The 23248-nt window shown below is 36.4% G+C and carries 17 protein-coding genes, 4 tRNA genes and 2 rRNA genes; 6 read left to right on the plus strand and 17 right to left on the minus strand.

The window, feature by feature from the left end; translation table 11 throughout:
* Positions 1 to 2: 2 nt before the first annotated feature.
* The 3 genes from N4T20_RS16255 to lon form a co-directional block, all read right to left on the minus strand.
* Complete coding sequence (locus tag N4T20_RS16255; RefSeq protein WP_260670174.1) at positions 3 to 191, minus strand: hypothetical protein; 189 nt, start codon at positions 189 to 191, stop codon at positions 3 to 5.
* The gene (porQ, locus tag N4T20_RS16260; protein ID WP_260670175.1) at positions 192 to 1211 is read right to left on the minus strand and encodes a type IX secretion system protein PorQ; all 1020 of its coding nucleotides are present in this window, start codon (positions 1209 to 1211) and stop codon (positions 192 to 194) included. It abuts the gene before it with no gap.
* Between the two features lie 141 nt (positions 1212 to 1352).
* Positions 1353 to 3806: an endopeptidase La gene (gene lon / locus N4T20_RS16265; protein WP_260670176.1), complete on the minus strand. Its 2454-nt coding sequence runs from the start codon at positions 3804 to 3806 to the stop codon at positions 1353 to 1355.
* Between the two features lie 275 nt (positions 3807 to 4081).
* Between lon and N4T20_RS16270 the strand changes: the two genes are divergently transcribed.
* From N4T20_RS16270 to N4T20_RS16285, 4 genes are read left to right on the plus strand one after another with little or no spacing between them, the layout of a single operon-like run.
* Complete coding sequence (locus N4T20_RS16270) at positions 4082 to 4636, plus strand: RNA polymerase sigma factor (protein WP_260670177.1); 555 nt, start codon at positions 4082 to 4084, stop codon at positions 4634 to 4636.
* Between the two features lie 14 nt (positions 4637 to 4650).
* Entirely contained in the window at positions 4651 to 5184 is a 534-nt protein-coding gene (locus N4T20_RS16275; RefSeq protein ID WP_260670178.1) for an anti-sigma factor, read from the plus strand.
* Positions 5168 to 6226, plus strand: coding sequence for a hypothetical protein (locus N4T20_RS16280; protein ID WP_260670179.1), 1059 nt, complete (start codon positions 5168 to 5170; stop codon positions 6224 to 6226). The genes N4T20_RS16275 and N4T20_RS16280 overlap by 17 nt, the downstream gene beginning before the upstream one ends.
* Positions 6227 to 6245: 19 nt before the next feature.
* A complete protein-coding gene (locus N4T20_RS16285; RefSeq protein ID WP_260670180.1) occupies positions 6246 to 6965 on the plus strand; it encodes a head GIN domain-containing protein in 720 nt (239 codons plus the stop codon).
* Between the two features lie 96 nt (positions 6966 to 7061).
* Here the strand turns inward: N4T20_RS16285 and N4T20_RS16290 are convergent, their stop codons facing one another.
* The 6 genes from N4T20_RS16290 to N4T20_RS16315 form a co-directional block, all read right to left on the minus strand.
* On the minus strand, positions 7062 to 8387 hold the full coding sequence (locus tag N4T20_RS16290) for an MFS transporter (RefSeq protein ID WP_260670181.1): 1326 nt from the start codon (positions 8385 to 8387) through the stop codon (positions 7062 to 7064).
* A gap of 145 nt (positions 8388 to 8532) precedes the next feature.
* Complete coding sequence (locus tag N4T20_RS16295; protein ID WP_260670182.1) at positions 8533 to 9342, minus strand: M48 family metallopeptidase; 810 nt, start codon at positions 9340 to 9342, stop codon at positions 8533 to 8535.
* 84 nt (positions 9343 to 9426) lie between these two features.
* Positions 9427 to 11826, minus strand: a complete 2400-nt coding sequence (locus N4T20_RS16300) for a glycoside hydrolase family 31 protein (protein WP_260670183.1) — start codon at positions 11824 to 11826, stop codon at positions 9427 to 9429.
* Between the two features lie 191 nt (positions 11827 to 12017).
* Entirely contained in the window at positions 12018 to 13922 is a 1905-nt protein-coding gene (gene glgB / locus N4T20_RS16305; protein ID WP_260670184.1) for a 1,4-alpha-glucan branching protein GlgB, read from the minus strand.
* Between the two features lie 57 nt (positions 13923 to 13979).
* The gene (locus tag N4T20_RS16310) at positions 13980 to 15260 is read right to left on the minus strand and encodes a glucose-1-phosphate adenylyltransferase (protein WP_260670185.1); all 1281 of its coding nucleotides are present in this window, start codon (positions 15258 to 15260) and stop codon (positions 13980 to 13982) included.
* Complete coding sequence (locus N4T20_RS16315; protein WP_260670186.1) at positions 15250 to 16677, minus strand: glycogen synthase; 1428 nt, start codon at positions 16675 to 16677, stop codon at positions 15250 to 15252. Before N4T20_RS16315 ends, N4T20_RS16310 begins: the two co-directional genes overlap by 11 nt.
* Before the next feature lie 116 nt (positions 16678 to 16793).
* Between N4T20_RS16315 and N4T20_RS16320 the strand changes: the two genes are divergently transcribed.
* Positions 16794 to 17660, plus strand: a complete 867-nt coding sequence (locus N4T20_RS16320) for an alpha/beta hydrolase (RefSeq protein WP_260670187.1) — start codon at positions 16794 to 16796, stop codon at positions 17658 to 17660.
* A 49-nt stretch (positions 17661 to 17709) separates the two neighbouring features.
* Positions 17710 to 18354 carry an endonuclease III domain-containing protein gene (nth, locus tag N4T20_RS16325; protein WP_260670188.1) on the plus strand — a complete coding sequence of 215 codons (645 nt, stop codon included), beginning with the start codon at positions 17710 to 17712 and terminating at the stop codon, positions 18352 to 18354.
* On the opposite strand, the gene N4T20_RS16330 is transcribed toward nth, so the two are convergent.
* The 8 genes from N4T20_RS16330 to N4T20_RS16365 form a co-directional block, all read right to left on the minus strand.
* Positions 18355 to 18792, minus strand: coding sequence for a nuclear transport factor 2 family protein (locus N4T20_RS16330; RefSeq protein WP_260670189.1), 438 nt, complete (start codon positions 18790 to 18792; stop codon positions 18355 to 18357).
* Between the two features lie 11 nt (positions 18793 to 18803).
* Positions 18804 to 19256 carry a DUF1569 domain-containing protein gene (locus tag N4T20_RS16335; protein ID WP_260670190.1) on the minus strand — a complete coding sequence of 151 codons (453 nt, stop codon included), beginning with the start codon at positions 19254 to 19256 and terminating at the stop codon, positions 18804 to 18806.
* Between the two features lie 110 nt (positions 19257 to 19366).
* Positions 19367 to 19452: transfer RNA gene (locus N4T20_RS16340), tRNA-Leu, on the minus strand.
* Positions 19453 to 19458: 6 nt separating this feature from the next.
* Positions 19459 to 19531: transfer RNA gene (locus tag N4T20_RS16345), tRNA-Phe, on the minus strand.
* Positions 19532 to 19602: 71 nt separating this feature from the next.
* Positions 19603 to 19712: ribosomal RNA gene (rrf, locus tag N4T20_RS16350) — 5S ribosomal RNA — on the minus strand.
* 166 nt (positions 19713 to 19878) lie between these two features.
* Positions 19879 to 22761, minus strand: a 23S ribosomal RNA gene (locus N4T20_RS16355).
* Positions 22762 to 22944: 183 nt separating this feature from the next.
* Positions 22945 to 23021, minus strand: a tRNA-Ala gene (locus N4T20_RS16360).
* Positions 23022 to 23130: 109 nt separating this feature from the next.
* Positions 23131 to 23204: transfer RNA gene (locus N4T20_RS16365), tRNA-Ile, on the minus strand.
* Positions 23205 to 23248 lie beyond the last annotated feature (44 nt).

The following is a 23248-nucleotide window of genomic DNA, read 5'->3' on the forward strand; positions in this document are numbered from 1 at the left end:
TTTTATATTTTTAAATTTTTATTCTTTTCAAAGGCTTTTTCAAGCCATAAACAGCCAAAGCTATTGCAAATGTAGCCATCTTTATTTTTATACAAAGCATCTAAATTATTTGTTTTATCGCGAATAAATGATAAAACAAAAACTTTACCATCTGACAATAAAAAAAAGCCAGATAAAACAGTTTCATGCAATTATTGAAAATTTAATGTCAGACCAAAAAGACTTGTATTAGCGGCCAATGTATATCTAGAATATGAATAATTAAATTTCAACTTATTCATTTTTAAACCAAAACCTAACGAAACACCTGAAAAATTGCGCTGCTCATCAACTCTTAATTCCTCTCCTCTTCTGAAATTATATCCTATGCGAAAATTAAAAGCTTTTTTAGGAAAAAGTTCAACACCAAATGCCACGTGTCTCAATGCATTGTTTACAAATGAAACTTTTTCTGGACTTGTAGATCCGTCAATATTGGTTTCTCCTCGAACGGGATTCGAAAAAGAAATATTCCACTGCTGGAGGTTTTCCAAAGAAAGATGCCAGCGAATTGGCACGTGTTCTAACTCTTGCGAAACACCAGCAACGATTTCAAAAGGCAGATTTTCTTTAATTCCTGAATAAGTCGTAAACTGTGTTCCCATATTTCTAAAGACAAGAGCAAAATTCAGATCATTCATTTCATTTACATATAAAAAACCCAAATCAACTGCACCTCCGATCGAATTATAACTTTCAAGAGACGATGTTATCAATTTAGCGCTTGCTCCTATATAAAAATCTGTATAGGGAACATTGTACGCATATCCAAGCGACAACGCGCCTTCGCTTCCTGTAAAATTAGAAGTTGCTTCACCATTTTCGTCATAGCCCTCAAATGTGCCGTAGTTTACATAAGTGACCCCAGCATAAAAAGTTTGCAGGTGCCTATCGTACGTGTAAGCGTATGAAGCAGTTCCATAAGAGGTTTCACCGTAATAACTTCCGTAATTTAATGCCAAATGATTGTCCATATCAGCATTTATAAGAGCAGGATTTGACATGGCCTGATTAACATCTTCGTCATATATCGTAATAATATCTCCTCCTAATGCTGCCTGTCTTGGTGAAGTGGTTAGATTTAAAAATTGATAGGTGTAGCGCCCTCCAACTTGTCCGAAAGAGTACGAACAAATTAAGAATACAAAAAATAAAACAACTTTTTTAAGCATTTGTTTTTGGCGCACCTATAGGGCAATAACGCAACTGCAAATATAAAATTATATCACTCTAAAAATAACGCTGAACAAAAAAAATCCAAATCCCAATCATGAAAATTGGAATTTGGATTTTATATATTTAGATTTAAAATTTCACTTCAAATCTTTAGCATTTTTAACTTTTTGATCAGTCAAAGCTATTGCTAAGACTTCGCTCATTTCTTTAACATAATGAAAAGTCAAGCCTTCTAAATACTCTGCTTTGATTTCGTCTATATCACTTTTGTTTTCGTGGCAAAGAATGATTTCCTTAATTCCCGCTCTTTTGGCTGCTAAGATTTTTTCTTTAATTCCGCCAACAGGCAACACTTTTCCGCGAAGAGTGATTTCACCTGTCATAGCTAGGCTCTTCTTAATTTTTTTCTGAGTTAAAAGCGAAACTAAAGAAGTAAGCATTGCAATACCTGCACTTGGCCCGTCTTTTGGAGTCGCTCCTTCGGGAACGTGCAAGTGAATGTTATATTTTTGAAAAAGCTCAGTGCTAATGCCTAATTTCTTAGCATTTGCCTTTATGTATTCTAATGCAATTGTAGCTGATTCTTTCATTACAGTTCCAAGATTTCCTGTAATGCTCAATGAGCCTTTTCCTTCAGAAATCAAAGATTCAATAAATAAAATATCTCCGCCAACACTTGTCCAAGCCAAACCTGTTACAACACCAGCAACATCATTGTTTTCGTATTTATCACGCTCTAATCTTGGCACTCCCAAAATTGCTACAATGTCTTCATCAGTAACTTTTTTGTTGTACTCCTCTTCCATTGCAACAGATTTTGCTGCATTTCTAATTACTTGCGCAATCTTAGTTTCTAAATTACGAACACCAGATTCTCTTGTATAGCCTTCAATAATCTTTTCTAATTGCTTTTTACCAATAGTCAGATCTTTTGCAGTTAAACCGTGAGCTTCCAATTGTTTTGGAAATAAATGCCTTTTAGCTATTTCAACTTTTTCTTCAATAGTGTAGCCCGACATTTTGATTACTTCCATTCTGTCGCGCAAAGCCGGCTGAATCGCTGCCATGTTATTTGACGTCGCAATAAACATTACTTTAGACAAGTCATATCCCATTTCGAGGAAGTTATCATAAAAAGCGTTGTTTTGCTCTGGATCTAAAACCTCTAATAAAGCTGAAGAAGGATCTCCGCTGTTTCCATTTGACAATTTATCAATTTCGTCTAAAATAAACACAGGGTTTGACGTTCCTGCCTTTTTCAAACTCTGAATGATTCGTCCTGGCATTGCTCCGATATAGGTTTTTCTATGACCTCGAATTTCTGCTTCGTCACGCAATCCGCCTAAAGATATACGAACATACTCACGCCCTAAAGCTTCTGCCACCGAACGTCCGATAGAAGTTTTACCAACTCCTGGAGGTCCAGTTAGACATATAATTGGTGATTTCATATCATTTCGCAATTTTAAAACTGCCAAATGCTCAATCATTCTTTTCTTTACTTCATCAAGACCGAAATGATCTTTATCTAAAACTTTCTGAGCGTGTTTCAAATCAAATTTATCTTTAGAATATTCGCCCCAAGGCAATTCTAAAAACAGCTCTAAGTAATTGCGCTGAATTCCAAAATCTGGAGATTGCGGATTCATGCGGCGCATTTTAGACAATTCTTTCTCGAAATGCTTCTGCGTTTTTTCGTCCCACTTTTTGGTTTTCGCCTTCTGCCCCATTTCGTCCATTTCCTCTTCCTGAGAAACGCCTCCCAATTCTTCTTGGATGGTTTTCATTTGCTGGTGAAGGAAATATTCTCTTTGCTGCTGATCTAAATCGAAACGAACTTTTGACTGAATATCATTCTTCAATTCTAATTTCTGAAGTTCAACATTCATATAACGCAACGTCTCTAAAGCACGTTCTTTTAAACCATTTATCGATAAAAGCCCTTGTTTTTCTTTTACAGACAAATTCATGTTTGAAGAAACAAAATTGATCAAAAACGACTGGCTTTCAATGTTTTTAATAGCAAAAGTAGCTTCTGAAGGAATATTTGGACTTTCTTTGATAATCTGAATTGCCAATTCTTTTACCGAATCTAAAATCGCTGTAAATTCAGTGTCGTTTTCGTCTGGACGTTCTTCCGCAACTTCTTTGATTGTTGCTGTCATGTACGGCTCTTCTAAAACTACTTCGTCAATTTCGAAACGTTTTTTTCCTTGAAGTATAACCGTAACGTTTCCGTCAGGCATTTTTAGCACGCGTAAAATGCGTGCTACAGTTCCTACTTTATGAATATCATCTTTTGACGGATCTTCGTCTTCTTCATTAATTTGAGATACAACACCAATAATTTTCCCGCCTGCGTTAGCATCGTTAATTAGTTTGATAGACTTATCTCTTCCAGCAGAAATTGGAATAACAACTCCTGGAAACAATACAGTATTACGTAAAGGTAAAATGGGAAGCGAAACAGGAAGCTCTTCATTATTCATTTCCTCCTCGTCTTCTGGTGTCAACAATGGAATTAATTCTGCCTCTGAGTCAAATTCTTGAAGTGACAGATTGTCAATAGTAAGTATTTTATGGTTTGACATAATAAAATATAAGTCTTTTTGTCATTAAATTTTTTGTGCTATCTGTAAAAGGAGTATTGCTTATTGAAGTTTTTACTGAAAACGTGTTTCGTTATTCAATTACAAGATAGGCCATAAAAATAGACAATCATTATGCCAAAAGCAAAAGAAGTCAGTTCTAAAAAATTATATTTTCACTTTCGGCCCGATGAAATTAAAAAAAAATAAAATTAATTTTATAAAAGTGTAACAAACTAAAAAAAGCACAGTCCTTACTAAAAACCAAAAGCCACTACTTGAGCAGAAACAACCAAAATATCGAAGAACTGATTGCGCTTTGCAAAAGCAACAATCAAAAAGCGCAGTTTGAAATATACAATCGCTATTGTAAGGCAATGTACAATGTGGCTTTTCGTATTGTTAAAGACGAACATTTTGCACAAGATGTCATGCAGGAAGGTTTCTTAAAAGCTTTTACAAAAATTAATGACTATAAACAAGAAGTGGCTTTTGGAGCATGGTTAAAAAAAATAATCATCAATTATAGCATCGATTTTTATAAGAAGAAAAATTCTTTTCAAGTAGAAGACCTAAGTAAACAGCTTTACAAAATCGAAGAAAACGACGGAATTATTTCTGAAAATATTGACTTAAGTTCTCTAAAAGTAAAACAAGTTTTGGACACCATTTTACAACTGAAAGATAATTACAGAATGGTATTGACGCTTTTTTACATTGAAGGTTATGATCAAGAAGAAATCTGCGAGATTTTAAATATCACATACGCAAATTGCAGAACAACCTTGAGCAGAGCAAAAGATAGTTTGAGAAAAAAATTGGAAGAAATATAAAATGAATTGGAATTATGAAAAATGAAAAAGACAACCTAGACGAATTATTCAACAGATTTGAAAACCAATGGGATATTCAGGACTTAAACCCTGATCATCAGATGGATTTTCTTCAAAAATTAAACAAAAAAGAGCCTGCAAAAAGATACTGGTTCGTGACTGCTATTGCCGCTTCGATTGTATTGATGCTTGGAGTGTCTCTTTTTTATAAAAATGAAAAACCAAAAGAATTCAAATTTGCTTCTAAAGAGACTAAACGTACCGATTCTATTTTCAACATTCTGATTGACAACGAACTGGTTAAACTAAAAGAGAAAAATTCGCCAGAAAATCAGCAGATTATTAATGATGCTATGAAACAGATGAAAACTTTTGATGCTGATTATCAAAAAATCATCAATGAACTGCAAAAAAATGGTGAGAACAAACAAATTATTTATGCGATGATTAGCAATCTCCAAACACGTATTTCTTTTTTGCAAACCGTTTTGAAAAGAATTGAAGACAACGAAAAACTAAAAAACACCTCTAATGAAAAAACACTATAATTTACTTATCTTATTGCTTTTGATTCCTTTTTTAGGATTTTCAAATGATGACACCTACATAACGAAACAAAAAAACATTAAAAAAACGTATATCGTAAATTCGAATGCTGGAATTGATGTAGACAACAAATACGGAAACATCACGGTCACCACTTGGGATGAAGATAAAATTGATCTTGACATTACCATAAAAGTAAATGGCCCTAACGAAAACTGGGTAAACGAACGCTTAAACAGCATTGATGTCGATATTACGGCTCTTAAAAGCATGGTTACTGCTGTAACATCGTTAGGAAGTTCTAATCTTAAAAGCAAAGGAAGCAACAATAGTTTTGAGATTAACTATGTTATCAAAATTCCAAAAAACGGAACTATTAAGTTAGCCAACAAATACGGCAATATTGCTGTTCCAAATGCTGAATCTTCTACAGATATTGAGTGTAAATACGGTAAGGTTGCTTTAGGAAAATTGAATGGTTCAAATAATCAAATCTCAATTCAATATTGCCAAAATTCGAGCATAGATTACATAAAAGCAGGAAATATTGATGCTAGATATTCAGGTCTAAAAATTAATGATTCTGGAAATCTAAATCTCAATGCCAGCTATACTGACGTGAATTTAAATGATGGCCAAAACATTAAAGCGAACTGTAATTACGGAACTTTTAAATTCCAAAAAATCAACTCTTTGAGCGGATCTGGAAATTATCTCACGTATATTATTGGAGAAGTGTCGAGCAACTTTAGCTATGATACCAATTACAGTAAAATAAGCATTGGAACAGTAACTGAGAAAGCTGGAAATATCACGATAAACTCTGGATATACAGACATTGCAATTGGGTACGTTCCAAATTACGCTTTTGATTTTGATATATCAGGAAAATATACAAACATCAAACATGATAATTCTTTAGAACTTTCTGTTTCGGAAGTAAAAAGCAATAGCAAAAGAATTGCAGGCTTCTACAAGAAAAAAGGTCAAAACAGAATCAATATTAACTCGAACTACGGAAATATTTCGCTAACAAAAAATTAATCATCTAAAAATCAAAACAATGAAAAAGTCAATTTTATTATTAGCGCTAGCTGCATTTTTTACAAATAGCACAGTTAATGCGCAAAACAAAGTACAAGGCAACGGAAAAGTAGTTACCGAAACCAGAACCACTGGAGGTTACGACGGCATTAAAATAGCTGGTTCTTTTGACGTAAACTTAGTGTCTGGAAAAGAGGGAAAAATTACAATCAAAGGAGAAGAAAATTTATTAGCAGTTATCAAAGTAGAAGTTGAAGATAATTCGTTAAAAATTTATGTTGATAAAGGAACTCAAATACGCACAAGCTCAGGTAAAATTCAAGTTACAGTTCCATTTGAGAAAATTTCAGAATTAAGTTTGGCGGGCTCAGGAGATATCCAGTCGAAAGACGTAATCAAAAATGATAATCTTGCAGTAAAATTATCCGGTTCAGGAAACTTCAGTCTACCAGTTGACACAAACAGTTTAGAATTGCACGTAAGCGGATCTGGAAATATTAATTTAAAAGGAACAGCTACGAAACTTACAACCAAGCTTTCTGGCTCTGGCGATATTGATGCTTCCAGCTTAAAATCTAAAATTGTAGAAGCAAACGTTTCTGGGTCTGGAAATAGCAAAGTGACTTGCGACGAAAGCATTACAGCAAGAGTTGCAGGTTCTGGAAATATAAAATATATAGGAAATCCTGAGAAAAGAGATGTAAAAGTTTCGGGATCGGGAACTATTACAAAAGGTTAATTTTTCTAAAAAAAATATCACGAATTACAATAGAAATCATCAATTAAACAATTCTTGCAATTCGTGATATTGGTTATTTTAAAAAAGGCGTTTCAATTAATTTGAAACGTCTTTTTTATGCACTCTTCTTAAAAGGAAAATTGACGTTATAAAGAATATTGCTAAGATCACAATCGCCGCACGAGGGCTTCCTGTAATTTGATCGATAATTCCGTAAACGCACATTCCGATCACGATTCCAATTTTTTCTGCCACATCATAAAAACTAAAGAATGATGCCGTATCTTCTGTTTCTGGCAATAATTTAGAATAAGTTGAACGAGACAAAGCTTGAATTCCTCCCATTACAAATCCAGCAACCGTAGCCATTACATAAAAATGCATTGGAAGTATAATAAAGTAAGCTAATGCGCAAAACACTGCCCAAATCGCATTGATAAAAATTAATGTTGGAACGTTTCCAAATTTTTCAGAAGCTCTTGAAGTTAGTACTGCCCCTACAACAGCAACCAATTGAATGATTAAAATACAAATGATCAAACCAATTGTGCTTTGCTCTTTGGTTTCCCATTGAATTTCTTGAGCTCCAAAATATGTCGCAACAAGCATTACAGTTTGTACTGCCATACTAGAAACAAAGAAACCGCCTAGATAACGTCTTAACGGAACATTATCATTCAATAACCCCCAAACCTTTTTTAGTTCCTTAAAACCATTAAATACTACAGATTTTGTTAGCTTCTGCCCTGTTTCTTTACTTCCTTTAGGTAAATAATAATAGGTATATTGGCTAAATAAAATCCACCAAACTCCAACCATTACAAAAGAATAACGCATTGCTTTCATCGCAGCTTCTCCTTCAGTTCCTGATATTCCAAAAAGTTTTGGCTTCATGATCATGGCTAGATTTATGATCAGCAAAATAACACTTCCGATGTAACCTAATGAATATCCTTTTGCGCTAATCCTATCTTGCTGTTCTTCAAAAGCAATATCTGGGAGATATGAATTATAGAAAACTAAACTTCCCCAGTATCCTAATAATCCAAGGAAATAGAATGCCAATCCGACATAGATATTTTCAAGGTTAAACCAATACAATCCCATACATGACAAAGCTCCCATGTAGCAGAAAAATTTCATGAAGGATTTTTTGTTTCCGACATAATCGGCAATACCCGATAATAATGGCGAAATAAAGGAAACAACCAAAAAGGCAGCTGCTGTAATAAAACTAATTAAGGCTGAGTTTTTTAGATGGAGACCGAAAACATCAATATAATGGTCGCGATCGCTAAATAATGCTTCATAAAAAATTGGAAAAACTGCCGAAGCGATTGTAAGCGTATAAACAGAATTTGCCCAATCATAAAATGCCCAAGCATTTAAAAGCTTCTTATCTCCTTTTTGTAGGTTTTTCATAGAAATGGTTTTGTTAAATAGGCTACGAATTTATCCATTTTTTATGATAAACAGATATAAAATAGCTAATTCGTTCATTAATAAATTATAAACAAAAAAAAGCCATTCGTGACGAATGGCTTTTTTGAATATCTTAAAAATATATTTATTTGATAGTTCCTACTTTTAATGCAATTGCTTTTGCTTCGGGAATTAAAGCTTTAATATTTGCAATCCTTGAAGCATCAGAAGGGTGAGTGCTCATAAATTCAGGTGTAGAAGCTCCGCCAGATTTTGCAGCCATTCTGCTCCAGAAAGCTACAGCATCGTCTGGATTGTAACCTGCAATTGCCATTAAAGTCAAACCGATTTTATCAGCTTCACTTTCATTGCTTCTGCTAAATGGAAGCATAACCCCTACTTCAGAACCAATTCCGTAGGCTTGTGCAAATATCTGCTGTGTTGCTTCAGATTTTCCGCTAGTTGCGGCACCCAAAGCTGCGCCTCCTATTTGCTGCAATTGTGCGGCAGACATTCTTTGCGCTCCGTGATTTGCCAAAGCATGAGAAACTTCATGTCCCATTACGGTCGCCAAACCAGATTCGTTTTGTGTAATTGGCAAAATTCCAGAATACACAACAATTTTACCTCCTGGAAGACACCATGCATTTACTTCTTTGTTATCAACCAATTTATACTCCCATCGATAATCTTTTAAGTATTGTGTCTGACCTAAATAATTTAAATATCTTTCTGCAGCCGCCTTTATTTTAAATCCTACAGTTTCAACAAGTTTTGCATCTGCTGTTCCTGTAATAACTTTATTTTCAGTTAAAAACTGGCTGTATTGCTGAAAAGAAGATGGAAATAATTCGCTATTCGAAACAAAATTCAAGTTTTGCTTCCCTGTAATCGGATTTGTTGCGCAACCCATCATAAGTGCTCCAAAAACCCCTAAACAAACATATTTTTTCATAATTCGAGCTATTTTTATAACAAAAATACGACTAAAAAAGATGAAATGTTTTACACTATAAGCCAAAAAATTATCAAAATTTTTCTATTCGCCTATAATGTGAAGCTCACTAAACTCTTTATCAACTAGTAAGAAATTATTTTGCTCGAAACTAATTTTGTCATACTCAAATTTTTCATTGTCAATTTCAATTTCTGCAACCTTAAATGGAAGCCCTATCAAATTGATTTTATATTTAGAGTATGGCGTTTCGTATTTTCCTTCTTTGTGAAGCTGAATAATAAGCTCTTTTTCTTTCCCTATATTTCTTAGTGACAAATAGCTGTAACGTCCTTTTTTATAATCGTAACCGTCCTGCGCATCTTCGTATACTGCAGACTGCTCTTTACCATTTTTATAATAAACATCAAGAGTCAATTCGTCAAACTCTAATTCGCCCACATATTGCTGAACAGGATATTTAGGAATAATAGCTCCTGCTTTTACAAAAACTGGAATTTCATCAAATTTAGTATCAACCCAAATTTCTCTTCCGCCAATAAAAAGCTCATTTGTCCAGTAGTTATACCATTCTCCTCTAGGAATATACATACGCCTACCTACAGCATTAGGTTCAAGTATTGGGCATATTAAAATATGGTTTCCGAAAATGAATTCATCATTGCGATAATGAGTTTGCGTATCGTCTTGATCGTAATAAACTAGAGGTTTCAGCATCGGAACTCCTTCTTCAATATACTGCCAAAACATAGTATACAAATACGGAAGCAATTGATAGCGCAGACTTACAAATTTTCTAGTAATATTTACCACTTCTTCATCAAAAGCCCAAGGTTCTTGATTTCCGTGATCGCCAGAAGAGTGCGTTCTGCAAAACGGATGGAAAACACCTAACTGAATCCAGCGTGCATATAACTCGCCTGTAGGCTGTTCTGCAAAGCCTCCAATATCAGAACCTGTAAATCCCATTCCAGAAATTGACATTCGCTGCACTTGAATATTGGCAATCCATAAATGCTCCCAAGTCGCTACATTATCTCCCGTCCACGAAGATGTGTAACGCTGTGCTCCTGAATAAGCCGATCTTGTAATGACAAATGGTCGTTTCGGATAAGCAAAACGCTTCACACCATGATAGGTCGCCCTAGCCATCTGCGTTCCGTAAATATTATGCGCTTTTCTGTGGCTGCAAGGGTTTCCGTCATAAAAGTGACGAACATCCATTGGGAAAGTTTTATTTGGAACTTCCATTACAGCAGGCTCATTCATATCATTCCACACTCCCTTAACGCCAATATCTGCAATTAATTCTTTAAATAATCCAGCCCACCACTCTCTAACTGAAGGATTTGTATAATCAGGAAAATTACATTCTCCAGGCCATACTTTTCCTTTCATATAAGGTCCGTCAGCTCTTTTGCAGAAAAAATCTTTTTCTAAAGCTTCCTTATAAACCCAATAATCTTTATCAATCTTAATTCCAGGGTCAATAATTACAATAGTTTTAAAACCGTCTTCTGCTAGCTCTGAAACCATTTTCTTTGGGTCGGGAAAATAATTTTTATTCCATGTAAAACATCTAAAACCATCCATATAATCAATGTCTAGATATATAGCGTCACACGGAATTTGTAGTTCCCTGAATTTCGAAGTGATTTCTTTTACTTTACTTTCTGGATAATAGCTCCATTTACATTGATGATAGCCCAAAACCCAAAGAGGCGGCAACTCTGGCTTTCCTGTTAAATCGGTATAAGTTGTTACAACATCCTGCATTTGCGGACCATAAATGAAATAATAATTCATCTCGCCACCTTCTGCCCAAAAACTGGTAATATTTCTTCTTTCCTGACAGAAATCAAAAAAAGTTCTGAATGTATTGTCGAAAAATATTCCGTAAGACTGTTTGTTGTGCAGACCAATGTAAAACGGAACTACTTTATACAATGGTTCCTGATCTTTTTGATAAGCATATTGATCTGTGGCAAAATTTTCTACTCTTTTACCTTTAAGGTTCATTTGAGTAGCCTTATCCCCAAGACCGTAATAACATTCTCCGTCCTTAGCATATTTGCTCATTTTAACGATATTTCCACCGTATTCGTAGCTTTCCTCCCAATGAAAACCAAGCTCATCTTCCAGAATCAGAAAATCGTTTAAATCATAAATTGAAAGACGAAGATCTGCTTTTTGAATTTTGCATTTTACTTTACTCGTCCTGATCTGAAAATAGGTTTCTTCTTCGGTCACTTCCAAAAAATTATAACCGTGAAGCTGAGTTTTATCAATAGCATACGAGAAGTCGTTGCTGAAATAACCTTTTGTAGTAAAACGAAATCGGATTAAACTATCACGAAGAACCGTGACTTTTAAAATTACTTTGTTATCCGTATTAAAGAAAATAGAATCTCCTTCATGTTCATAAGAAACAATTTTTGATGGGTATAAATCGCCTTTGTATTCTAATGATGTATTTGTAATCATATCTCCAATGAATTAAATTAACATTTTTCCTCTATCCAAACATACAAAAAAAGTCGGTAACACCCTATGAATAAAAGGTTTATTCACGAAAACGTTTTTTCTGAATGAGTATCAAATTACAAAATAAAAAATCAGCAATTTGATAATTTTGAAACGATATAATGACAAAATCTTACTTCCAGATTTTTTTATTAAACTAAAACATAAACGATAACACTTAAAGGCGGTAAAATTAATTCAGCTGAATAATCTCGTCCATCATAAGCAATTGCTTCTACTTTTAATGCTTTAGAGTTTTCAACGCCGCTTCCGCCGTAAACAATAGCATCACTATTAAAAACCTCTTGAAGTTTGCCTTCCTTGGGTATGCCGATTCTATAATTTGCTCGAACGACTGGAGTAAAATTACAGACTACGATTAAATTCTCAGTAGGATTATTGCCTTTTCGGATGTAAGATAAAATAGCATTCTGATGATCTGAATAATTAATCCATTCAAAACCATCGCCTCCAAATTGTTTTTCGTACAATGCAGGCTGCGATTTATACAATTGATTCAAATCTGAAATCAATCTTTTTATTCCGGAGTGAAAATCATATTGCAGCAAGTGCCAGTCTAAACTTTGTTCAAAATTCCATTCAGCAGTCTGACCAAATTCAGCGCCCATAAACAATAATTTTGTTCCAGGATGCGTAAACATATAACCGTACAGCAACCTTAAATTCGCAAAGCGCTGCCATTCATCGCCAGGCATTTTATAGATAAGAGATTTTTTGCCATACACAACTTCATCATGTGAAAACGGAAGCATGAAATTCTCAGTAAACGCGTATGTCATCGAAAAAGTCAATTCATTTTGATGGTATTTTCTGTAGACAGTTTCTTTCTGAAAATATTTTAGCGTATCATGCATCCATCCCATCATCCATTTCATTCCAAAACCCAAACCTCCTATAGAAGTTGGTCTTGAAACCATAGGAAAAGAAGTACTTTCCTCTGCAATAGTCTGAACTCCATCAAAATTAGAATAGATCACTTCATTAAACTCTTTAAGAAAACTGATGGAATCTAAATTTTCTCTTCCACCAAAAATATTAGCTTCCCATTCACCATCTTTTCGAGAATAATCCAAATAAAGCATAGAAGCCACAGCGTCGACTCTTAGTCCGTCAATATGATAATTTTGAAGCCAAAAAACGGCATTGCTTATCAGAAAAGCGCGAACTTCATTTCTTCCATAATTGAAAACCAAACTCTTCCAATCCGGATGATAGCCCTTTCTTCGATCTGGATGCTCATATAAATGCGAACCATCAAAAAAACCTAAGCCGTGTGCATCGTCTGGAAAATGTGACGGAACCCAATCTAAAATCACCCCAATTCCTTCCTGATGCAGCCTATCAACCAAAACCATAAAATCCTGCGGTTTCCCAAAGCGTGAAGTCGGAGCAAAATACCCTGTTAACTGATAACCCCAAGAAGGATCGTAAGGATATTCCATAATTGGCATAAACTCAACATGAGTAAAACCAGTTTCTTTTACATATTTGACTAAATCATCAGCAAGTTCCAAATAAGTCAAAAACCGATTATGATCTGCTCGTTTCCAAGACCCCAAATGCACTTCGTAAACCGAATATGGCTTATCTAAGGCGTTATAATCTTGACGGTTTTGCATCCAATTTTCATCTTTCCACTTATAATCCAAATCCCACACGACAGATGCCGTATGTGGCGGCTTTTCGCAATAAAGCGCAAACGGATCAGCTTTTTCGGTAATTACCCCATTAATATTGGACTGAATTTTATATTTATAAAGTGCTCCTTTTGAAATCTCTGGAATAAATCCTTCCCAAATTCCAGAGGAATCCCAGCGTACATTTAGATTATGTTCGTCCTGAGTCCAATAATTAAAATCACCAACAACCGAAACTGACTTTGCAGTTGGAGCCCAAACTGCAAAGTAGACACCTTTCACTCCATCCACTTCAGTTAAATGAGCTCCTAATTTTTCATATAATCTGAAATGTTTTCCCGCTTTAAATAAATCTATGTCAAAATCGGTAAAAAGAGAATGTGGAATAACTTTAGTCATATTTGTTTTTTAAGGCAATTGGAATTTGGCGTTTATTTTATTGAAATTTAGGTTTCTTTATTCAATTCTAAAATTATCGGAAAGCGTTACCCCTTTTTTGATAACAACTATTCCGTCTTTAATACTGTACAATTCATTCGTAAAATTATCTAGATGCTTTCCGCCGCTAATATGCACATTATTTCCTATTCGCACATTTTTATCAACTAAAGCATTTTTAATAAAGCAATTTTCGCCAATTCCGACATGAATTTTATTAATACTGCTTTCATGGTTCAGTTCATCCAAATCTTGATAGAAATCATTTCCCATAACATAGCAGTTTTCCAAAACCGTTCCTTCACCAATTCTGGAACGAATGCCAATTACAGAACTTTTAATTTCTTTAGCATTTATAATACATCCCTCAGAAATTAGCGACTGATTGATAATTGAATTCCTAAATTTGGATGGAGGCAGTAATCTCGGTCTTGTAAAAATTTTATTCTCATTATCAAACAGATTAAACTCCGGAATGTCGGCAGTTAAACCAATATTGGCCTCAAAAAATGATTCAATATTTCCAATATCCGTCCAATATCCTTCATACTGATAGCTTAAAATCTTATGTTTTCCAACAGCTTGCGGGATAATTTCTTTGCCAAAATCTTTAGTTTCCTGATTTGACATTAATTCTTCCAATAGTGATTTATTGAAAATATAAATCCCCATCGAAGCCAAGTATTTTTTTCCTTTTTCCTGCATTTGCTCGCTTACTTCAGATTCCCACTCGGGCAATAAAGAAGCATGAGGTTTTTCTATAAATGCATGAATATTATTTTCATGATCAGTTTTAAGAATACCAAATTCAGGCGCATCTTTAGCGTTTACGGGTAAAGTCGCAATAGAAATCTCGGCGTCAGCGGCAATATGGGCTTCAAGCATTTCGTTAAAATCCATTTGATACAGCTGGTCTCCTGAAAGAATTAAAGCGTGATCAAAATCGTGCTTCAAAAAATGCGACATACATTGTCTAACAGCATCGGCCGTCCCCTGAAACCAAGTTGGATTGTCAGGTGTTTGTTCAGCAGCCAATATATCTACAAAAGACTGGCTGAAAATACTGAAATTAAAAGTGTTTTTGATATGGGCATTTAGCGAAGCAGAATTAAATTGAGTCAAAACAAATATTTTAAAAATATCCGAATTGATGCAATTTGAAATCGGAATATCAACCAAGCGATATTTTCCTCCAATAGGAACTGCCGGCTTTGATCTTGTTTCTGTCAATGGAAATAAACGTGAACCTTGTCCACCTCCCAAAATAATGGCGATTACATTCTTCTTTTTAAATTTCATCTTGCTGAATTATTAAGTTGTATATTTCAATATATTCTTGGCAAACTCTTTCCCAGGAATGATCTGCTAACATTCCTCTTTTTAAAACTTCATTGAAGTTTATTTTATCCTCATACAACCTAACTGCACGATTTATTGAATAGCAGATATCAGCCACAGAAGCCTGATCATGACAGACCCCATTTCCTTCATCTCCAAAATCAATAACCGTATCTCTCAACCCTCCAGTTCTTCTAACAATCGGAATTGTTCCGTATCTCATTGCATACATCTGGTTTAATCCGCATGGCTCAACCCTTGAAGGCATTAAAATATAATCTGAGCCTGCATAAATCAAATGTGCCAACTCTTCATTATAACCAATAAAAACATTATAATTTCCTTTATAATCATTCCGCAATTGAGTCAGTTGCGATTCAATCGCTGCATTTCCTGATCCTAAAATCAGAATATTTATTTCTTCAAAATGTTCTGACAAAGCCAAAGCAGAAGCATACGGAAGCAAATCACCCCCTTTTTCATCAAACAATCTTCCAATAAAGCTAAACAGTGGCTTTGAAGGATCTAAATCAAACTCCTCGCAGAGTTTTTCCTTGTTTTTTTGTTTCCCTGATTCAAAATCTTCAATCGAATAATTTTCTGCAATCATTTGATCTTTTACCGGATTCCAAACTTCAATATCAATTCCGTTTAAAATTCCTTTTGATTTGTTCCGAACAGAATTAAACAGCGATTCCAAACCATTTGCAGAAATATTAATTTCGTTTAAATAACTTGGGGAAACCGTTGTTACAGCATCAGCACATTTGATTCCAACAGCTAGTGAATTTATAGAATTGCTCCATTCTAAAAAACCAACGTGCTTTAAATCAAACTCTGGCAGATAATACAGCTTATCAAAACCAAACCATCCTTGATACAAACCATTGTGAATGGTTATAACAGTCTTTACATCCTTTAAACTCTCATATTTATAAGCAAATTGAAGCATAAAAGGAATAACACCAGTATGATGATCATGGCAATTAATAATGTCTGGAATTCTGTTCCGTGCTATAATCCAATCGAGCGTGGCAATTTGAAAAGACAAGAACCTTTCTATATCATCTTCGTAGCCATACACATTCGGACGATTAAACAATTCATTAATCTCTATCAGGTATAATTCATAACCCAGTTTGTCTGTTGCTTCCTTTAGAACACTAAACGGAAAATTAAAGTTTCCTAACTTAACTGTTCCCCAGTGCACGCACTCAAAATCATTTTCTTTTCTAAACTTAGTGTCATAACACGGAATTACAACTCTAACATCATGTCCAGCAGATTGCTGATATTTAGGTAAGGCGCCGACTACATCGCCCAAACCGCCAACCTTTGCAACAGGGTAACATTCTGCACTAATATGAAATATTTCCATTCAAGAAATTATTTATGATTATACATATAGAAGCATCGATTTATATGCTATTTTTATGCTTTTTAAATTTAGCAAAAAAACAAGCAAAATTCTTCTTTTAAATCAGTTTTATTGAAATGGCAAAAAAGGCAATTAATCCTACTAAATCATTAAAAATTCCCAAGATTATTATAATTTCCGCGAAAATTTGCGCATTTATATCAACAAAATTAGTTACTAAATTTGGCGCTAAGATTTTTACAACACCCATAAAGCACAAAGTTCCAAAACGTGAAATGGAAATGGATGCCAAAAGTCGGCAAGAGCTAATTTATGTTCCAGCCATTGAAAAGAGCGTAGTTACTTATTTGTATGGAAAAAGTGATCAAAAAGTATTATTAGTGCACGGCTGGTCAGGAAGAGGAACTCAGCTTTTCAAAATTGCTGACGAACTTTTAGAAAATGGCTATTCAACAGTTAGCTTTGACGCGCCAGCACACGGAAAATCAAAAGGCGACACAACTATAATGTCCGAGTTTATAGCTTCTATATTAGAAATTGAAAAACAATTTGGTCCTTTTGAAATCGCAATTGGGCATTCTCTAGGAGGAATGTCTGTTTTAAATGCAATTAAAGATGGACTTAAAGTAAAAAAAGCGATAATCATAGGAAGCGGCGATATTGTTCAAGATATTTTAGATGAATTTACATTTAAACTAGGATTAAAAAAAGAAATCAGCATACACTTAAGAGACTATTTTGAAAATATGTATCAGGTTAAAATGGATGATTTTTCTGCTTACAAAGCTGCTCAAAAAATAGAAATTCCTGTTTTAGTTATGCATGATAATGATGATCCTGAAGTTTCTGTCAAAGCAGGAATACACATTCATGAAAATCTTAAAAATGGTTCTTTATACTTAACGGAAGGTCTTGGACACAGAAAAATTCTGGGAAATCATAGTGTTATCAAAAAAATCCTCGAATTCATCAAAAAACCGTAAATTTACAAACATAAACAACTAAATATCAAAACCTTAAATTTAAAACAAAATGGATTTATTTGAACAAACTTCGGATTGGGAAACAAAATTAAAGCCCATTTTGAAAAAATATAAAGGAAAGAAACATCCTCTGGAATACCAGAGCGCCTATCAATTGCTTGTGATGGTAATTCTTTCAGCACAAGATTCTGATGCTAATATAAATTCTATAGCCCCAAAATTATTCGAAAAATATCCAACATTAAAAAGCATATCACAAACCGATATAGAAACTTTTACATCACAGATCACTAAAGTCCGAAACTACACTACAAAAGCTCAATGGATATTAGATATTGCGAAAACTATTAAAGAAGATGCCAACATCCCTTTAACAATGTCAGGATTAACAGCATTGAAAGGTGTTGGTAGAAAATCTGCGAATGTTATTCTAAGAGAAACAAATAAACCCGCAGAAGGAATAATTGCTGATCTACACGTTATCCGCGTTGCCCCTAGAATCGGAATCATTAAAGAGAGTAAAGATGGAAATAAAATAGAAAAAGACTTAATGCAGGTTCTTCCTAAAAATATTTGGTCAGAAATAGGAATGGCAATTTCTTTTCTAGGAAGAGAGACTTGTAGGCCAAAACCGAAATGTCCTGAATGCCTTTTAACAGATATTTGCCTTTACTATAACACAGAAATAATCTAACTATTTCCTTCTAGTATCTATCAGATAAATAATCTTCCAAGAATCTTTTTCTTTAAATAATGTAAAAGCATTCACTCCTGTGTGGCTTAGTTTGTCATTTACATAAAACTCATATGGAGTCCAAACATGAGCCATAGTTCCATCAATTTGAACATTATAGCTTAAAATTTTCTCTTGAAACTTCATACTTGCAGGAATTGAAGCAATAGATTTATAAAATTCCTTTGCACTTTCATTAGACAATTTGTTTCCTTTAACAGCGCTTTCGCTAATGGATTGCAATATCATCTTATCTGAACAAACTAATTTAATTTTTGCAGAATCTCTCTGATAAAATCCCTCAAAAAAAGATTCAATACACTTTTGAACTTCTTGTTTTTGTGCATTACAAGATAATCCGAAAAGAAGAAAAAAGATAATTATATAATTTTTCATCATTTTAAAAAGTTTTAAACGCCAAATTGAGAAAAATGATGGTCTAAATGTTTTGCAAACATATTATTCCATTCTTTAGCAGATAATTCACCAAAAGAAAGAGATTCTTTGCCTTCAAATTCTTTCTCTCCCAGTTCTTGTGTTTTTTGAATATAAGAGATCAACCTATCTTTTTCCAGTTCAAAATCACGATCTCCTTTAATAATAAATTGCGGAGCAGTATTCAGATTCCTCGGGTAAGGAGTTTCGCTTATCACTTTATTTTTAGCAAAAAGTTTCAAAAGAAGCTTCATGAAAGCATTTGGTTTAGAATGGATATTATCATAAACCATTTCATACGTAACATTGCAGTGAGCCAACATCTGATCCACAGACATTTTGCCCCAAAGTGGCTTTGAATCATCTTTAAGCTGATTAATTCGGCTTATAAATTGGTCACAATCCTCTTTAAGAAAAACATTTTGCATAGTTTAAAATATTACAATAATAGTAAAGTAAAAATATAAAATTTAGAGTGCTATCCCAATTTAATCAAAAAAAAAAACTTCAATTAGCAAAAAGCCAATTGAAGTTTTAGTACTCAGAGCGGGACTTGAACCCGCACGAACATTGCTGTTCACTGGATTTTAAGTCCAGCGTGTCTACCAATTTCACCATCCGAGCATGATGTGGTACCTCCAGGGATCGAACCAGGGACACATGGATTTTCAGTCCATTGCTCTACCATCTGAGCTAAGGTACCATTTCCACTTATAATATCTATAAGTGAAGATTAGAATAAAAAACCCCGTTAAAAAAACAGGGTTTTCAAAAGAAAGGCGACGACATACTCTCCCACAATACTGCAGTACCATCTGCGCAGGCGGGCTTAACTTCTCTGTTCGGGATGGGAAGAGGTGAGCCCCGCCGCAATAACCACCTTAAGGTTTTTAGTCCAAAGTCACAAGTCTTAAAGCCTTTCGGCTTTAATCTTTCGGCTTAAAGACTGCCCGCGACGGGCAAATATTTTAACATACTGGGATAAAGAAACAAATAAGCTTTATTTTTTAGAAAGTTCCTTCCTCCCGATTGCCCGGGAGGAAAAAGTCTGTGCATAAGCTTACGGATTATTAGTACTACTCGACTGTGACATTACTGCCTTTACATCTGTAGCCTATCAACGTGGTCATCTTCCACGATCCTTAAAAGAAATCTCATCTTGTGGTGGGTTTCGCGCTTATATGCTTTCAGCGCTTATCCCTTCCAAACGTAGCTACTCTGCGGTGCCCCTGGCGGGACAACAGATACACTAGAGGTTTGTCCAATTCGGTCCTCTCGTACTAGAATCAGATCCACTCAAATTTCTAACGCCCGCAGTAGATAGAGACCGAACTGTCTCACGACGTTCTGAACCCAGCTCGCGTGCCACTTTAATGGGCGAACAGCCCAACCCTTGGGACCTTCTCCAGCCCCAGGATGTGACGAGCCGACATCGAGGTGCCAAACCCCCCCGTCGATATGAGCTCTTGGGGGAGATCAGCCTGTTATCCCCGGCGTACCTTTTATCCTTTGAGCGATGGCCCTTCCATGCGGAACCACCGGATCACTATGCTCTACTTTCGTACCTGATCGACCTGTATGTCTCTCAGTCAAGCTCCCTTATGCCATTGCACTCTACGCACGGTTACCAAGCGTACTGAGGGAACCTTTAGAAGCCTCCGTTACTCTTTTGGAGGCGACCACCCCAGTCAAACTACCCACCAAGCACTGTCCCCCACATCGCGGGGTTAGGCCTCAGATAAACAAAGGGTTGTATTTCAACAATGACTCCACAACGCCTGGCGACGCCGCTTCATAGTCTCCAACCTATCCTACACATCATTTATCCAAGGTCAATACTAAGCTATAGTAAAGGTGCACAGGGTCTTTTCGTCCCACTGCGGGTAAACGGCATCTTCACCGTTACTACAATTTCACCGAGCTCATGGCTGAGACAGTGTCCAGATCGTTACACCATTCGTGCAGGTCGGAACTTACCCGACAAGGAATTTCGCTACCTTAGGACCGTTATAGTTACGGCCGCCGTTTACTGGGGCTTCAATTCAATGCTTCTCCGAAGATAACATCTCCTCTTAACCTTCCAGCACCGGGCAGGTGTCAGGCCCTATACTTCATCTTGCGATTTTGCAGAGCCCTGTGTTTTTGATAAACAGTCGCCTGGACCTCTTCACTGCGGCCCCGATTGCTCGGGGCGACCTTTCTCCCGAAGTTACAGGTCTATTTTGCCTAATTCCTTAGCCATGAATCTCTCGAGCACCTTAGGATTCTCTCCTCAACTACCTGTGTCGGTTTACGGTACTGGTTCTTACTGCCTGAAGTTTAGAGGTTTTTCTTGGAAGCCCTTAGGCGCACTATCTCTTTGTCCGAAGACTCCGAGTACTATCGCATTTCGCCATCTTCTACGGATTTGCCTATAAAAGATATAGCTAGGTGCTTTAACGAACTATTCCGTCAGTTCGCGGCGCTTTCATCACTCCGTCACCCCATCACAGCAATAAGAAGTACGGGAATATTAACCCGTTGGCCATCGACTGTCCCTTTCGGGTTCGCCTTAGGTCCAGACTAACCCACAGCTGATTAGCATAGCTGTGGAAACCTTAGTTTTTCGGTGTGCGGGTTTCTCGCCCGCATTATCGTTACTTATGCCTACATTTTCTTTTCTGACCGGTCCAGCACCCCTTACGGAATACCTTCTGCCCTGTCAGAATGCTCCCCTACCACTTGCAAATACATGCAAATCCATAGCTTCGGTAATATGCTTATGCCCGATTATTATCCATGCTCGTCCGCTCGACTAGTGAGCTGTTACGCACTCTTTAAATGAATGGCTGCTTCCAAGCCAACATCCTAGCTGTCTGGGCAGACAAACCTCGTTCTTTCAACTTAGCATATATTTGGGGACCTTAGCTGATGGTCTGGGTTCTTTCCCTCTCGGACTTGGACCTTAGCACCCAAGCCCTCACTGCATAGAAACATTATATAGCATTCGGAGTTTGTCAGGAATTGGTAGGCGGTGAAGCCCCCGCATCCAATCAGTAGCTCTACCTCTATATAACTTATTTATGCGCTGCACCTAAATGCATTTCGGGGAGTACGAGCTATTTCCGAGTTTGATTGGCCTTTCACCCCTACCCACAGGTCATCCGAAGACTTTTCAACGTCAACCGGTTCGGTCCTCCACTGTGTGTTACCACAGCTTCAACCTGCCCATGGGTAGATCACACGGTTTCGCGTCTAACACTACTGACTAAAGCGCCCTATTCAGACTCGCTTTCGCTGCGGATCCATGGCTTAACCACTTATCCTTGCCAGCAGCGTTAACTCGTAGGCTCATTATGCAAAAGGCACGCCGTCACCCCACTAAAGGGCTCCGACCGCTTGTAGGCGCATGGTTTCAGGATCTATTTCACTCCGTTATTCACGGTTCTTTTCACCTTTCCCTCACGGTACTGGTTCACTATCGGTCTCTCAGGAGTATTTAGCCTTAGCGGATGGTCCCGCCGAATTCAGACAGGGTTTCACGTGCCCCGCCCTACTCAGGATACCGCTATCCATTACATTTGTTGCCCGTACGGGGCTGTCACCCTCTATGGCGCTCCTTTCCAGAAGCTTCCGGTTCCTTATGCATGAAATATCGCGGTCCTACAACCCCACAACTGCCGTAACAGCTCTGGTTTGGGCTAATCCGCGTTCGCTCGCCACTACTTACGGAATCACTTTTGTTTTCTTCTCCTCCGCCTACTTAGATGTTTCAGTTCAGCGGGTTTGCCCACCTATCGGTGTGCTATATCTTCAATATAGCGGGTTGCCCCATTCGGGTATCTGCGGATCAGTCGGTGTGTGCCCGTCCCCGCAGCTTTTCGCAGCTTATCACGCCCTTCATCGCCTCTGAGAGCCTAGGCATTCCCCATGCGCCCTTATTTTGCTTATTGCACCAATCATAAAATCATTTATGACCGTTTTTCTTTGTTTTTATTATCGCTAATAAAAACGCTTTCTACTTTCTTATTATTTTCTTATCCCAATATGTCAATGAACTTTCTTATGCTTTAGGCTTAAAGCAGTATGCTTTAGGCTTTCTCAGCTTACGGCCTACAGCTTATAGCTTATAGCCCTTGGTGGAGAATAACGGAGTCGAACCGTTGACCTCCTGCGTGCAAGGCAGGCGCTCTAGCCAGCTGAGCTAATCCCCCATTTTCAATTTTAGATTTTTGAATTCAGATTTTAGATTTCTTATTCTTCTCTAATTTCTTTTGGCGAATCCCAGCATCCAGAATTTCCTTCTCTTTAAGCTTTAAAAAGTAGTCCCGGGCAGACTCGAACTGCCGACCCCTACATTATCAGTGTAGTACTCTAACCAGCTGAGCTACGAGACTCTGTTTTTTTTTTACTTAAAAGTTTATTTCTTTAAATTAACAGC

The organism is Flavobacterium sp. TR2 (genome assembly GCF_025252405.1).
Lineage (GTDB): Bacteria > Bacteroidota > Bacteroidia > Flavobacteriales > Flavobacteriaceae > Flavobacterium.

Coding starts and splice junctions, on each gene's coding strand:
- porQ (WP_260670175.1), bottom strand. CDS start 1,211: ATGCTTAAAAAAGTTGTTTTATTTTTTGTATTCTTAATTTGTTCGTAC.
- lon (WP_260670176.1), bottom strand. CDS start 3,806: ATGTCAAACCATAAAATACTTACTATTGACAATCTGTCACTTCAAGAA.
- N4T20_RS16275 (WP_260670178.1), top strand. CDS start 4,651: ATGAAAAATGAAAAAGACAACCTAGACGAATTATTCAACAGATTTGAA.
- N4T20_RS16280 (WP_260670179.1), top strand. CDS start 5,168: ATGAAAAAACACTATAATTTACTTATCTTATTGCTTTTGATTCCTTTT.
- N4T20_RS16285 (WP_260670180.1), top strand. CDS start 6,246: ATGAAAAAGTCAATTTTATTATTAGCGCTAGCTGCATTTTTTACAAAT.
- N4T20_RS16290 (WP_260670181.1), bottom strand. CDS start 8,387: ATGAAAAACCTACAAAAAGGAGATAAGAAGCTTTTAAATGCTTGGGCA.
- N4T20_RS16295 (WP_260670182.1), bottom strand. CDS start 9,342: ATGAAAAAATATGTTTGTTTAGGGGTTTTTGGAGCACTTATGATGGGT.
- N4T20_RS16300 (WP_260670183.1), bottom strand. CDS start 11,826: ATGATTACAAATACATCATTAGAATACAAAGGCGATTTATACCCATCA.
- glgB (WP_260670184.1), bottom strand. CDS start 13,922: ATGACTAAAGTTATTCCACATTCTCTTTTTACCGATTTTGACATAGAT.
- N4T20_RS16310 (WP_260670185.1), bottom strand. CDS start 15,260: ATGAAATTTAAAAAGAAGAATGTAATCGCCATTATTTTGGGAGGTGGA.
- N4T20_RS16315 (WP_260670186.1), bottom strand. CDS start 16,677: ATGGAAATATTTCATATTAGTGCAGAATGTTACCCTGTTGCAAAGGTT.
- N4T20_RS16320 (WP_260670187.1), top strand. CDS start 16,794: ATGGCAAAAAAGGCAATTAATCCTACTAAATCATTAAAAATTCCCAAG.
- nth (WP_260670188.1), top strand. CDS start 17,710: ATGGATTTATTTGAACAAACTTCGGATTGGGAAACAAAATTAAAGCCC.
- N4T20_RS16330 (WP_260670189.1), bottom strand. CDS start 18,792: ATGATGAAAAATTATATAATTATCTTTTTTCTTCTTTTCGGATTATCT.
- N4T20_RS16335 (WP_260670190.1), bottom strand. CDS start 19,256: ATGCAAAATGTTTTTCTTAAAGAGGATTGTGACCAATTTATAAGCCGA.